This window comes from Microcoleus sp. MON1_C1, from assembly GCF_036701945.1.
GTDB lineage: Bacteria > Cyanobacteriota > Cyanobacteriia > Cyanobacteriales > Microcoleaceae > Microcoleus.
This window is the reverse complement of sequence record NZ_JAUBRO010000001.1, coordinates 145302-157861: the sequence shown is the minus strand read 5'-3', so window position 1 is coordinate 157861 and position 12560 is coordinate 145302. Positions and strand designations below refer to the sequence as shown.

Sequence of the window (12560 nt, the reverse complement as noted above, 5' to 3'; positions counted from 1 at the left end):
CAGCTTAGGAGTTTTGCTGCCAGCAATGCGACGATTGCTTGACGGTTTTTGTTGATCGTCCGACGACTGTGTAGCACAGAATGTCACAAATGCAGGAGCCGATCGAACTTTTGCACCCTGGCGATCGACTTTTGGCATCGTTGCCCCGCACAGACAAGTCTGAGGTGAAGTGTCGTTAGTTGAGTATAACTGTAGGGCTTGCGAAAAGAAACCCGGTTTCTGCGAGTCAACTGTTGGCGATTGCGAGTTCTGGAGTTGCGGTGGTGGATTCGATCGCCAGTGCTAGCTTACCGTCTCTACCCAAAGCTTCATCGGCCAAGTGTACCATCCAGCGATTCGGCTTGGCTTGGGGTCTGGCGGCGAGCACTAACGCCCAAGCTTCCCGTTCTTTGCCGCGACCCAACAGCGCAGCACAAACAGTCAAAGCTGTGGCCGTTGAACGGCTGATCCCACTTTGGCAGCAGATAAGCAAACTGCCTCTGTGCGACGACATTTTGAGGGCAAACTCAATAATTTTCTGTACATCCTCAAGGGTAGGCAAGATTTGATCGGGGTCGTCAACGGGGGTGTCGAGGTCGTTAAACTCCAGGCACATTCGGTTCGGGATTCGATCGAAAGTTTTGGGTTCGGGCACACCTGGACCGCCGATCGATATCAGGTATTTAATCTCGCGTCGCGCAGGGCGCTCAACAATGTATTCGCTGGCTTCTGCTTGCGAACCAATCAGGATTTTCGGCAGTTTTTCACCCGATAAATCTGCGGAAACAGAAGGCTCAAAATCAACTGTTTCTGCCTGAGTGCTGACATCCGCCAAGTATTGGGCAGCCAGCGCGCGAACGTCAGCAAATTCGCGATTTAAAGCTGTTTCCAGAGCCAAAATAGCAGCCGTTGAGCCAATTTGACCGAGGGACTTAACAGCGTTTTGGCGCACTCCAGAAGTTTCGTCTCCCAGCAGCCGCACCAAACCTGCCACAGCTTCCTCTGTCCCAATTTCCCCCAAAGCAGCAGCAACTCTCCACCGCACATAAGATTCGCTGTCGCCAATTGCGCTCGCCAGTCCCGCGACCACCATTTTTTGCAATTTCGCATCTCCCTGTGTATTGATGTTCCCGAGGGCAACCGCCGCCCTGCCGCGCACGAAAATATCTCGATCCGAGAGCGAGCCGATTACCGCCACCATAGCCACCTCACTGCTGATTTCCCCCAAGGCAGAAACTGCACTGCCACGCACGTCTGAGTCGTCATGGTTGAGGGCTTGCACCAGCCCGGCCACAGCCGTTTCCGTGCCGATTTGTCCCAAGGCCTCGGCGGCCCTCAAAGAAACTGCATAGGAGTCGGGATCGTCGTGAAGCAATTCTACTAAGCCGGGTACTGCCTCACAATCGCCGATTTTCCCCAAAGCCGCCGCCGCCCTAGCGCGGACGATGTGATTTTCGTCTCTGAGGGCATTCAGCAGCCCGGGAACTACCTCCGAGACGCCGATTTTCCCGCAGTTGACCGCCGCCCGCCAGCGCACCTCGGAGTCTGGGTGTTTGAGGGCGTTGAGCAGCGCGGGAACGGCTGTTTTCGGGTTAATTTTGCCCAAGGCCCAAACAGCCCAGGCGCGCACCTTGGATTCTGGGTGCTTGATGGCTTTGAGGAGTGCGACGGCGGCTGGTTTCGAGTGAATTTCTCCTAAAGCCCAAGCAGCCCACGCTTGGATTTGGGAATCTTTGGATTCGAGCGATCGGGCTAATTCAATTACTGCTGCTTCGGAGGCGATTTTCCCGATCGCTCGAATCCCATGAAGGCGCACGGCACTTTCTTTGTGGTTCAATGCGGCCACCAGCATCGGAATTGCCCGATCGGAACTTGTTAGGGCCAGCAGTTGAATTTTGAGCAGCGGTGAAGTGGGGATTTTGTCGATTAATTTTATGGTAGCTGTTTGAAATTCTGGCTTTACCGTTCCTGCTAGCTTCGAGCCGAGTTTTAAATTTACTTTTAGAGCTAATTTTACTGCGCGCAAAGCCAGACTTTGCTGTTCTACTTGCGGCAATATAGTCGCCAAGGTGTGCATCCCTTGTTTTTGTTTCAAATATTTTTGATGGAATTGAGCATCGCTGAGCTCGGGTAGCTGTTGGATGAGGCTTGCTGCTGAGGTCACTGATTTATCCTAATATTTTGGCGAGCGGTTGAGATTGCTCTTTTAAACTGTCTTTAAAAAATATGGCGTCTACAAAACGCTACTTCTAAAAAAAGCTTGCACCACTTCTAAAATATGTCTTATTCCACTATTTTTGCAACTCCCCAATTATTAATTATTGGGTTTGTTTGGGCAATCACCTTGACAATTAGTAGCGCTCGCTGCTTGGCATTGCTGGGTTTTGAGATAGCCTAACTCTGCTATATCGTTTTATACTCACATCTTGCACCATTGTCAGCAACAGGCAAGATGGCTGTTCCACAATAAAATTCACCCTTTGTGGAACAGGCATCTTGCCTGTTAATAAAGCTTATTGAGAATGGTGCAACGTCTTATTTTATACCAACTTGGTTTGAAATAGCGATCGGCGGGGTTGACCGCAGCCAACCGGAAACAGCTTGATTGCGGGACAATCTCTCAACTAGCATAGGGCCCTTTTTTCAAAACCTTAGCCAAAGCGTTATCGTTATCTCGCAAACCTTCGTAAAAAAACATCACTTCTCCTTGAATGCCCTGAGAGCGGTTGTAAGCAATTACTTGCAACAACAGCTCGGGAGTTATGCTATATTTGCTACCTCGATTCGTCAACAAAATACCGGGCGACACGCACTTTACTTGCTGCCCGCTAAGCTGTCCCGACATCATTTTATCGACCAATTGTTTGTAAGCATTAAAATCGCGGCGATAAAACTGCGGGTGAAACAGATCGACCAAGTTTTTGTCAACCCAAGCTTTAGAATCTTGCAAATATTCTACCAGTCCCCAGTCATAAGGACTCGGCGACATCGATAGCAACAAATCAGGATTAATAGCTTTCACTTCTCGGTGTAAACGAGCTACAAACTGAGTAATAATATTAGCACGCCACTGTAGCCAATGTTGTTCTTTACAATCCGACGGCGCTGCTTTACCGCATTCTTCTCGATAGCGTTTAACCGTTTTTTCGTCGTAACCGCCTTCTACGGGAAACGCAATGCGATCGTCTCCTTGAACCCCGTTTACCGGATAATTCTTAGCCACCTCCAGCATCAACCCCAGCACAAAGTCTTGCACTTCCGGGTCAAGAGAATTCATCCAGTCAAAGTTATTTTTCTTAAGTAAATTGCCGCTGGCATCACGGGCGGTCCACTCAGGTTTTTTCGCCAGCAAATGACCGCCCTTGCGATTGTAAGAACTCACAAATCCGTATTCAAAACAAGGAATAACTTTTAAACCCGCTCTCTTGGCCTCAACACATATTTCTGCTAAGGGGTCGCGACCTTGATAGCGCGAGTCAATTTCCACCCCAAATTTTTCTCGCATAATTTTAGAAGGATAAGCCGTATAACCCTGGCTCCAAATTATAGGAAAAACGGTATTAAATCCCGTATCGGCGAGAAAGTCCATTGCCTCAGCAATTCGCTCTTTTGATGTGAGAACTTTGGAGTCAGTGGTGGTTATCCAAACGCCGCGAATTCCACCAGGATTGTTAGTCGCCAACGAACTTGGCAGCGTTGCGGGATTTGGTGCAGAAAATCCAGTAGTCCCCAACCGCTGTTGGAGGGAAGAAACAAAACTGCGAATTGCTGATTGAAAAGGTGTGAAAAATCGCATTTATTTATTTTTTTTTCTTTGAAGGTGGGTACTGAATCCGCTACGTTATTGATTGGTAGCACCCGGTATTATTTATGGATAAGATGCGCCGAAATAACCGCCTATATTATTTATGGATAAGGTGCGGAGTACGCACCCTACATTGATTGGTAGCACCCGATATTATTTATGGATAAGGTGCGCTGGGCGCACCCCAAAATTGTACTATCCAGCTACTCCAGACAACTTCTGGCTCAAAGCTTCTTTCAAAAGTTCCGCCTTATCAGTTTCCTCCCAAGGCAAATCTAAATCAGTGCGCCCGAAGTGACCGTAAGCCGCCACATCTTGATAGAAACGACCGCCTCTTTCAGCAGGCAAATTCTGCAAGTTAAATGCCTGAATGATGCCCGCAGGACGCAGTTCAAAAAGCTGCTTCACAACTTCCAAAAGGCGATCGTCATCAACTTTTCCAGTGCCAAAAGTTTCGATCATCATGCTAACCGGCCGCGCAACGCCGATCGCATAACTCAACTGCACTTCGCACTTTTCGGCCAAACCAGCCGCTACGATATTTTTAGCAACGTAGCGACAAGCATAAGCCGCGCTGCGGTCTACCTTGGTGGGGTCTTTCCCAGAAAAAGCGCCGCCACCGTGGCGGGAATAGCCGCCGTAGGTATCCACAATAATTTTGCGACCCGTCAAACCCGAATCTCCTTGAGGCCCGCCGACCACAAATTTGCCGGTGGGGTTGACAAGGAAGCGAGTTTCTGCATCCGGCTTCACGCTAATATCGGCAAACACAGGTTGGACGATAGCAGCCCAAAGGTCTTCTTTGATTTTGGCTTGAACTGCCGCTGTGTCTGTGATGTCGCCGATCGTTTCGGTGTGCTGCGTAGAAATTAAAATTGTATCTATGCCAACAGGTTTGCCGTCCTCATAGATGACTGTAACTTGGCTTTTGCCGTCGGGACGCAGGTAAGATAACTGACCGGTTTTGCGGACTGCTGCCAGTTGACGGCAAATCCGGTGCGCTAAACTGATCGGCAGAGGCATCATTTCCGGCGTTTCGTTGCAAGCAAAGCCGAACATCAAACCTTGGTCGCCAGCGCCGATGGCATCCAATTCCTCTTCACTCGATTGTTCCCGGCTTTCGTGGGCTGTGTTCACCCCTTGAGCAATATCGGGAGACTGAGAATCAAGAGCCACCAACACTGAGCAACTATTGGCCGAAAAGCCGTTGTCAGCGTGGATGTAGCCAATATCGGCTATTTTTTTCCGGGCTAATTCTATGTAATTTACCTGAGCTTTAGTGGTAATTTCGCCCGTCAGCAGCATTAAGCCGGTGTTGACGACAACTTCGGCTGCGACGCGGCTTTTAGGGTCTTCAGTCAATAAGGCATCTAAAATCGTATCTGAAATTTGATCGCAGATTTTATCGGGATGGCCTTCAGTGACCGATTCAGAGGTAAACAGGTAGCGACGTGACAATGAATTATTTCTCCTTAGATAGGGGCTCTTCCTGCACGACATCTACGGCCGACGAGTTATTTTTCAGGTAAAAGCCAAGAATGAGTGCGTCTGGGCTACCGTCGAATTTTTGTCGATCTGCAGAGCCGTGTTGAAGCAGGGTTTGAGACTGGGTAAAGTGACACTACTATAGCAAAGTCAGTTCCGGGAAGTCCCTAAAAAGTTAGATTTTTTAGGATTGTCGATCGATCTTGGACACCGCTCGTCTACCTCCTAACCTGACAAAGGTAAGATACAGTCAGGGTATCGCCTTGTGCAAGGACTATGGCAGGACTCCAAAAATCACCAAACTCCATCCAAACAGTTGCCGAGCTAGATTTTCCCGGCGGCCCCATACCGCTTGACTCTCCATTTTATATTGAGCGCTCAGGGGCCGAAGCCTTGGCCTGTGCAGAAATTAGCAAACCCGGAGGCCTCGTTCGCATTAAAGCTCCCAGAAAAATGGGCAAAAGTTCTCTGATGCTGCGGATAATTCACGCCGCAGTCGATCGTGGATACCGCACAGTAACTTTAGACTTTCAGCAAGCCGACACAGCCGTTTTTGGTAGTTTAGATAAATTTTTGCGCTGGCTTTGTGTCAATGTCGCTCGGCAACTCAAACTCGAACCAAATATTGATGAATTCTGGGATGAAGATATGGGCAGCAAGGTAAGCTGCACTATTTACTTTGAAAACTATTTGCTCGCACAAACTTACAGTCCTATTGTATTGGTGATCAACGAAATAAATCGAGTATTTGAACGCACCAATATTGCTCAAGATTTTCTGTCGGTCATCCGTTTTTGGTACGAACAAGGTCGCGCTAGGAAAATTTGGCAAAAACTCCGCACCGTTGTCATTCATTCAACAGAAAATTATATTGCTTTGAATGTTAATCAATCTCCATTTAATGTAGGAATGCCGATTAAAATCTCAGAATTTACGGCTGAACAAGTCCAAGATTTGGCGGGCAGATACGGACTAAACTGGAGCGATCGCGATCCAATAGAGCAATTAATGAACATGGTAGGCGGGCATCCTTATTTAGTGCATTTAGCGCTGTATCACCTGGCAATTTTGCTGCAAAATCGCCTGTCCGTCGATCGGGAGGAACCGGGCGAGGAAATGGGGCGAGCCGAGTTGGCAGAACTGTTAACAGCAGCTCCTACTCACAGCGGAATTTATAGCGACTACTTGCAAAATCAGTCGATCGCCATTCAACAGCAGCCCGAACTCGCCTCCGCATTCCAACAAGTTGTCGATGCTAAAAATAGCATTCCTCTCGAACCTTTGATGGCTTATCAGTTAGACAGCATGGGACTGGTCAAATTAGAGGGAAATAACTGTAGTTTGTCTTGCGAATTATATCGCCTGTATTTTCAAGGGCAAAATTTGTGCGAGGACAAGTGGTCGGTGGTTCGTTTTGAGCAGTTGCAGCAAGAAAATCAAAGGCTGCAAGCTTTGGTGAATGTGGACGAACTTACTCAAATTGGTAACAGACGGCATTTTGATAGTTGCTTGCGAACCGAATGGGAACACATGGCTCGCGAGGGGTCTCCGATATCTTTAATTCTGTGCGATCTCGATTATTTCAAAATATATAATGATACCTACGGACATCAAGCAGGCGATGATTGTTTGCGATTGGTAGCTCAGACAATTCGCCGATCGCTCCAGCGTCCTGCTGATGTAGCTGCTCGCTACGGGGGCGAGGAGTTTGCTGTGATTTTACCTGAAACTGATGCGTCGGCGGCTGTGGTTGTTGCCGAACAAATTAGAGCGAAAGTGAAAGATTTGAAGATTGTTTTTAACCCGAAGAGTCTTGACGGTCTGCCTAATCCTGTGGTAACGATTAGTTTAGGAATTGCCAGCGTTGTTCCGAGCGAGGAAAATGATGCGACAGCGCTGCTACTGGCGGCTGATGAGGCTCTTTATGACTCGAAAAGGCAGGGGCGCGATCGGCTCACTATGAGTACGCTTTTAAATTTTAGATTTGCTGCTGTGAATTAGCTCATTCCGGGGGAATATAATCGATTTATACACACACAAAGTCCGCCTGCGCGGACTCTGAAAAAAACATAGTTAAGAACTGGATTTGATGTTAATAGCGGGGGACGGTTCGATCGACCACCATTGAGTAAGCATCGATGCCACCAACGATATTTTTAACGTTGGTAAATCCTCGATCGGTTAACCACTGGCACATTTGAGCCGATCGCACCCCGTGATGGCACAGAACTAGGGTTTCTTTGTCGCGATCGAGTCTAGCGTCAATTTCACCAGACCATTCGGCAAACTCGCTCAGCGGAAAAGCTACAAATCCCGGCAGCGCCGCTAGTTCAATTTCGTAAGGTTCCCGCACGTCTACAAGCTGCAATTTATCAGCATTAGTTTCTGCTAATTGGCGAGCTAATTCTTCGACTGTAATTTGAGCAAAAATTTCTGACATTTGATTAGGAAAAAGTAGTCATTAGTCATTAGCCATTAGTCATCAGTCAACAGTCAACAGTCAACCGTTAACAGTCAACCGTTAACAGTCAACAGTCAACAGTCAACCGTTATTAATTGGGGGGCGAAGGCGGTGGAATTAGCTCCACAGGAGGGGTAGGTGCAGGGCGCCCGTCCAACTGGCTCACGCTGTCGCTGGGGTCAAGACAAGTGGCGATTAACCGGTCAGTGGGAAAGTCGAGCCTGCCGCTCAAACCGACTACGCATTCAGCCAACTGTTGTGGCAATAAACTGCGCCGGCATCCATCGAGCACTACCAGGGGAGCCGCAGCTTGAGTTCGACTTTTGCCGTTAATATTCACTACGCAAGTAGCCAATTCGTTGGGACGCCTCACCCGCCGACAGCTAGAGAGCGCTTCGACACCAGAAATATTGGTTTTGCGGTTGATTTGGAGGACGCATCTAGATATGTCGCGGGGGCGGAGGGCGTCAGCACAAGCGGCGGCGGCGGCCTCTGCCCCCACTCCGGCTTCGATTAGTTCCAGGGCGCAGACGCGATAGGGATTCCTATTGCGAGGGATTCTAATAGTGATGGCTGATGCTGGTGAGATTGGCAGTGCTGTGGCTAACAAACCAAGTGCTGCTAGCTGCGTGCCGAGAGCCAAAATCCAGCGCGCGGTAGGGCTTGAGCCTGTCGGTGCTGGTTTTGGGGAAGAAGTGCGGGAAAAATTGCGGTTGTGCATGGCAGATCGAGTAGTGAGTTTTTTTGGCTGATTGGGGCGATCGAGCGATCGGCTTTTCCTTCAGAATTTACCGCACATTATGGATCGCCCTCCGGTCGATCGTTTTTTTATCGATCTTTGTTGGAATTTTGACCGTTACCAACATATAATATAGAGTCTGCATAAAATTGCATACAGATATTAGAGAGGAAAATAAATGTCTCGATATCGAGGCCCCCGATTGAGAATCGTCCGTCGCCTGAAAGAGTTGCCGGGTCTAACCCGCAAAACTCCCAGACGAGATTATCCGCCTGGACAGCACGGTCAAAACCGCAAAAAGCTCTCTGAGTATGCGGTTCGCTTGCAAGAAAAGCAAAAACTCCGTTTCAATTACGGTGTGACGGAACGCCAACTGCTCCGTTACGTCCGCAAAGCCCGCCGTGTCACGGGCTCCACAGGTCAAGTGTTACTGCAATTTTTGGAAATGCGCTTGGACAATACTGTGTTTCGGATGGGAATGGCTCCAACCATTCCGTCCGCTAGACAATTGGTAAATCACGGTCACATAACTGTCAATGACCGTGAAGTCAATATCGCCAGCTATCAGTGCAAGCCTGGTGATGTGATTGCGGTGAAAAATAGAGAGCGCTCGCGCACAATGGTAGAAGCTAATCTCAAAGACCCAGGCTTGGCTCACTTGCCCAATCACTTGGAATTTGATAAGCAAAAACTAATTGGCAAAGTTAACGGCGTTATCGAACGCGAGTGGATTGCTCTACAGATTAACGAACTGCTAGTGGTGGAATACTACTCACGGCAAGCCTAATTTATTAGTCATCAGTCGTTGGTCATTAGTCATCAGTTGGTTGCTAGCAGAATAATTAATAATTGGGTACGAACCCAGTTATTGATTAATTGCTACTGAATAATGAGGACTAAGGACTGAGCACTAAAAATTAATAATTTTCAAGACTCCCACCCCCTAAAAAGGGATGGGATTTTTTGAAGGTTTGGCTTGTTAACTTCTTTGAGTTGCCATTTGCTCAGACGACACCTGCCTGATGGCATTAAATGATGTCCCAGCCTCAAATTATTCCCTTAAAATGTTTCTTCTCCGGTTGGTTCTTGGTGGACAATACCTCGCTTTTGAAGGCGATAATTCGCTACAACGGGGTAAACAACACCGCGTATCCGATTGATCGCACCTACTGGACGATGAACTGCTAAGCCGTTCCAGGGAGAATATCTCAGGTTTTCGTTGAAATCAGATTGTTTTTCATAATCAATAATCTGATGCTTGACGGTGAGACGACCTACTCTCAAGAAGGGTGATTCCTTTTCCTTCCAGACATTGATGCCATCGTCGATCGGCATTTTTAGGCTGGTTTGGAACTGAATGCCAAAATCCCAACAGTATTGAGCGTCAGGTTTCGCCAAGGCTTGAATTAGGTCATCCCGGTAATAATTGTCTGGTTGATTGGGATCTAAACCCAAGGCTTTAGCGCGATCGACAAAGGGAATTTTAGGAATTCCCGGTCGAGATTGTTCTGGAATTATCTCGTGCGGTGGTTTGCATGAAACCGGAGTAAACCCATACTTAATTACAGCAGGGTATTCGACAGGAACTACACCAGGCTGGGAGGGATCGAAATCGGGATGGAGACCCAAAGCAGAGGGTGAACCGCTCCAATATTTGGCTGTTAGCAAACTCTTCGGAGTCCGGCTACCCGTAAGCGTCGAGACTGCTAGAAAGTGTCTGGGATGTCGGATTAGCCACTTTTTCAATGCCTCTGGTGATTCCACCAGAGCAGAAAAAAAGCCGTAGTAGTCTTTGATGGTTTGGCTCACAAATATCTCTGAATTGTGAACAATGATGTCCTGGGTTTTTGACTCGTGGCTTTGCGGGAGTCGTTCCCCTTCCACCCCCATCACTTTCACTGATATTGAGCGCGAATCTTTTTGGTAATCAGGGTATACTTTGGTAGCCCCGTTAGCAAATCGCAACCAAACAGGATATTCTTTGGGTTTTGCTAGCAAACCTTGCTTAAGGGAAATAGCATTGAGTTGCGAAGAACTTAACGAAGCGCGTTTGCCCAATTCCCGTTTAATCGCTTCCTCATCGAAGTCAAAAATTTCCAGAGTTCCTTTAACGCACGCATGAGCTTTGGCGTGAGTATCTCGCAGAGCCCGCTCCTTATCCCCGTAAAGATTATCCATCCGAAGCTTGGCCTGCTCAACCAAAAGATCGTAGTATTTGCGTTCGTCCTGTTCGGGATATTCGGTAAATAACTTCTTGCTCATAAATAACCTTCGGTTAATCGCTAAAAAAGGTTCTACACAAACCGTTGCCTCTGTTAAATAGTATAGCTGCTGGTGCAATTGCTCCCGAATTGCCGTAGGCGAGCGCTTGCGAAAAGATCGCCTTTTTATTCCTCATTTTTGAGGGCGCAGGTGTCTTTGCACCCCCAACTAATTTGAGTCTTAATTGTCAGCTACAACTTAAAGATCGAAGGAGACTTTGTACTTGGGATCGCTTGGAGGAACATTACGATTCACTAAGTCAGAGACTGTTTTGGTATTTTGGATAATTTCCCAACCAACCTCGGAAAAAGTTTCCTTATTGAAGACTATAGGCGATAACAAAGGATTAGTTAAAGCTTGGGAGAAAGCATCAATGCCAATTATCCGTGCTACTAAAGGCGGAATTGCTGAATTTTTCCGGACATCTTCAGCGTACAATCCGACAAATAGTTCAATCTTATCAACATGACCGTACAACTCTTTTAATTTCTGTTGAGCGTATTCGTCACCCGTAATTTGATTGAAATCAGTCACCCTGGGATAACCACACATTTCGCGGTAATCGTTATAACTGGCTAACTGCGCCTGTCGCCCGAGTTTAACAGATGCTAGTTCGGTAGCATCAATAAATGTATAGGGTGTTCCTGCGATCTTAAAATCAGGTGTGTTAAACAAACCAATTCTAGTGCCTGCTTGGGAACAAGTTTCTTCCATCAATGCACCCAACCCTTTATCGATTAACATCTGATTATTCCAGAGGGAATCGTACATGGATGTTTCTTTCCCGTCATAAATAAAGGTTTCAGGAACCGCACTATGCCATCGATAGACAAAACTAAACTCAATCGCCATCCAATTTTCTCGATACCAACTTTCCTTGGTAAAAGCTTCTGGATCGGCAAAGAACCTAAAATTATAGGGCGTAATGTGGAAAATGTACTCTTCCATAATGATATTGAGAACAATCACCATGAGAATATTTCTCGCGGTTTGGAAGAGCCTCTCATCGTCCCATTCCGGATAGCTTTTGGACAAAACATCACAAATTCGATTATGCTCCCTGATACATAAAGTGTTGAGCATGACATAGCCAATTTGGACGTTGGCCCGTTCAACTCCCATTGCAAATAGCTTGCCTTTCTTTTCGGGGGGTTGTCTTTTCTCATCATTAAGGGGTGCATGAAGACCTTCAAATTGAGGATCGATAATACCCTGCTCAGGATCTGCATAATAAAAGAGTGGATACTCTTCTTCTACGCCATCTTTTCGCTGGAGTTTTTGGGTTTTAAATTTACCGTCTTTGAAAGCTCTGAGCATATTTGTTTGTTTGCGGGTCAACCCGTAAACATTACACATATCAATCTGATGGTTGGAGGTATTTTTGAAGCGGTTTTGGTGATCTATCCGGAGAAAACTATCTGTAAACCACTGCACCCAATAGGGAAAGAGCAGACTCGATTTTTCCGAATAAATGGTTTTTCCGTCTCTTTTTTGGAATAAGGTCTTTACTTTGTCCAGTGGTGGTAAATTTCCTTCTTTGTTAAATTCCGGATCGGGAGGTAAATGTCGCCCAGTATAAGTCTTGTCTGTAAGTGAATCCCAAGAGATGTAGGTATCAGTTTTTTTGGGAATATCTGTCCCGGGAATTTTGGGATCTAAGCCCATTAAGCTATAGGGAAGCGGGCGAGTCGGAAGTTTGTAAATGATGCTATTGAGAAAAAATTTGTTTAGTTTACGTTTTAGAGGCTCGTAACTTTGAACTAAGTCCCAAATTGGTTTGAAATGAGTCAACGTATATGCTAAAGCTTTGTTGCTCAATCCATCTCTAG

Annotated in this window: 9 protein-coding genes; 2 read left to right on the top strand and 7 right to left on the bottom strand. The window is 47.0% G+C overall.

Going from position 1 to position 12560, the window contains the following annotated elements:
• Window positions 1-226 precede the first annotated feature (226 nt).
• The 3 genes from QUA62_RS00590 to metK all read right to left on the bottom strand — a co-directional run bounded on the left by QUA62_RS00590 (window position 227) and on the right by metK (window position 5242).
• Window positions 227-2143 carry a HEAT repeat domain-containing protein gene (locus QUA62_RS00590; RefSeq protein ID WP_333401931.1) on the bottom strand — a complete coding sequence of 639 codons (1917 nt, stop codon included), beginning with the start codon at window positions 2141-2143 and terminating at the stop codon, window positions 227-229.
• A 456-nt stretch (window positions 2144-2599) separates the two neighbouring features.
• Entirely contained in the window at window positions 2600-3775 is a 1176-nt protein-coding gene (locus QUA62_RS00585; RefSeq protein ID WP_333401930.1) for a family 10 glycosylhydrolase, read from the bottom strand.
• 204 nt (window positions 3776-3979) lie between these two features.
• The gene (gene metK / locus QUA62_RS00580) at window positions 3980-5242 is read right to left on the bottom strand and encodes a methionine adenosyltransferase (RefSeq protein WP_333401929.1); all 1263 of its coding nucleotides are present in this window, start codon (window positions 5240-5242) and stop codon (window positions 3980-3982) included.
• A gap of 303 nt (window positions 5243-5545) precedes the next feature.
• On the opposite strand from metK, the gene QUA62_RS00575 reads away from it, so the two are divergent.
• The gene (locus QUA62_RS00575) at window positions 5546-7270 is read left to right on the top strand and encodes an AAA-like domain-containing protein (RefSeq protein WP_333401928.1); all 1725 of its coding nucleotides are present in this window, start codon (window positions 5546-5548) and stop codon (window positions 7268-7270) included.
• A 91-nt stretch (window positions 7271-7361) separates the two neighbouring features.
• On the opposite strand, the gene QUA62_RS00570 is transcribed toward QUA62_RS00575, so the two are convergent.
• Both QUA62_RS00570 and QUA62_RS00565 read right to left on the bottom strand, forming a co-directional pair.
• On the bottom strand, window positions 7362-7709 hold the full coding sequence (locus QUA62_RS00570) for a rhodanese-like domain-containing protein (protein WP_333401927.1): 348 nt from the start codon (window positions 7707-7709) through the stop codon (window positions 7362-7364).
• Window positions 7710-7821: 112 nt separating this feature from the next.
• On the bottom strand, window positions 7822-8451 hold the full coding sequence (locus QUA62_RS00565; RefSeq protein ID WP_333401926.1) for a hypothetical protein: 630 nt from the start codon (window positions 8449-8451) through the stop codon (window positions 7822-7824).
• 196 nt (window positions 8452-8647) lie between these two features.
• Between QUA62_RS00565 and rpsD the strand changes: the two genes are divergently transcribed.
• Window positions 8648-9256, top strand: a complete 609-nt coding sequence (rpsD, locus tag QUA62_RS00560; protein WP_006631941.1) for a 30S ribosomal protein S4 — start codon at window positions 8648-8650, stop codon at window positions 9254-9256.
• Between the two features lie 272 nt (window positions 9257-9528).
• On the opposite strand, the gene QUA62_RS00555 is transcribed toward rpsD, so the two are convergent.
• Window positions 9529-10731 (bottom strand): catalase, encoded by a 1203-nt coding sequence (locus QUA62_RS00555; RefSeq protein ID WP_333401925.1) that lies wholly within the window; start codon window positions 10729-10731, stop codon window positions 9529-9531.
• A 198-nt stretch (window positions 10732-10929) separates the two neighbouring features.
• Window positions 10930-12549, bottom strand: coding sequence for a peroxidase family protein (locus QUA62_RS00550; RefSeq protein ID WP_333401924.1), 1620 nt, complete (start codon window positions 12547-12549; stop codon window positions 10930-10932).
• Window positions 12550-12560: the final 11 nt, after the last annotated feature.

What these genes read in the sequence shown, in the direction of transcription:
- QUA62_RS00585 (WP_333401930.1), bottom strand. Translation starts at nt 3,775, where the DNA reads ATGCGATTTTTCACACCTTTTCAATCAGCAATTCGCAGTTTTGTTTCT.
- QUA62_RS00575 (WP_333401928.1), top strand. Translation starts at nt 5,546, where the DNA reads ATGGCAGGACTCCAAAAATCACCAAACTCCATCCAAACAGTTGCCGAG.
- QUA62_RS00570 (WP_333401927.1), bottom strand. Translation starts at nt 7,709, where the DNA reads ATGTCAGAAATTTTTGCTCAAATTACAGTCGAAGAATTAGCTCGCCAA.
- QUA62_RS00565 (WP_333401926.1), bottom strand. Translation starts at nt 8,451, where the DNA reads ATGCACAACCGCAATTTTTCCCGCACTTCTTCCCCAAAACCAGCACCG.
- rpsD (WP_006631941.1), top strand. Translation starts at nt 8,648, where the DNA reads ATGTCTCGATATCGAGGCCCCCGATTGAGAATCGTCCGTCGCCTGAAA.
- QUA62_RS00555 (WP_333401925.1), bottom strand. Translation starts at nt 10,731, where the DNA reads ATGAGCAAGAAGTTATTTACCGAATATCCCGAACAGGACGAACGCAAA.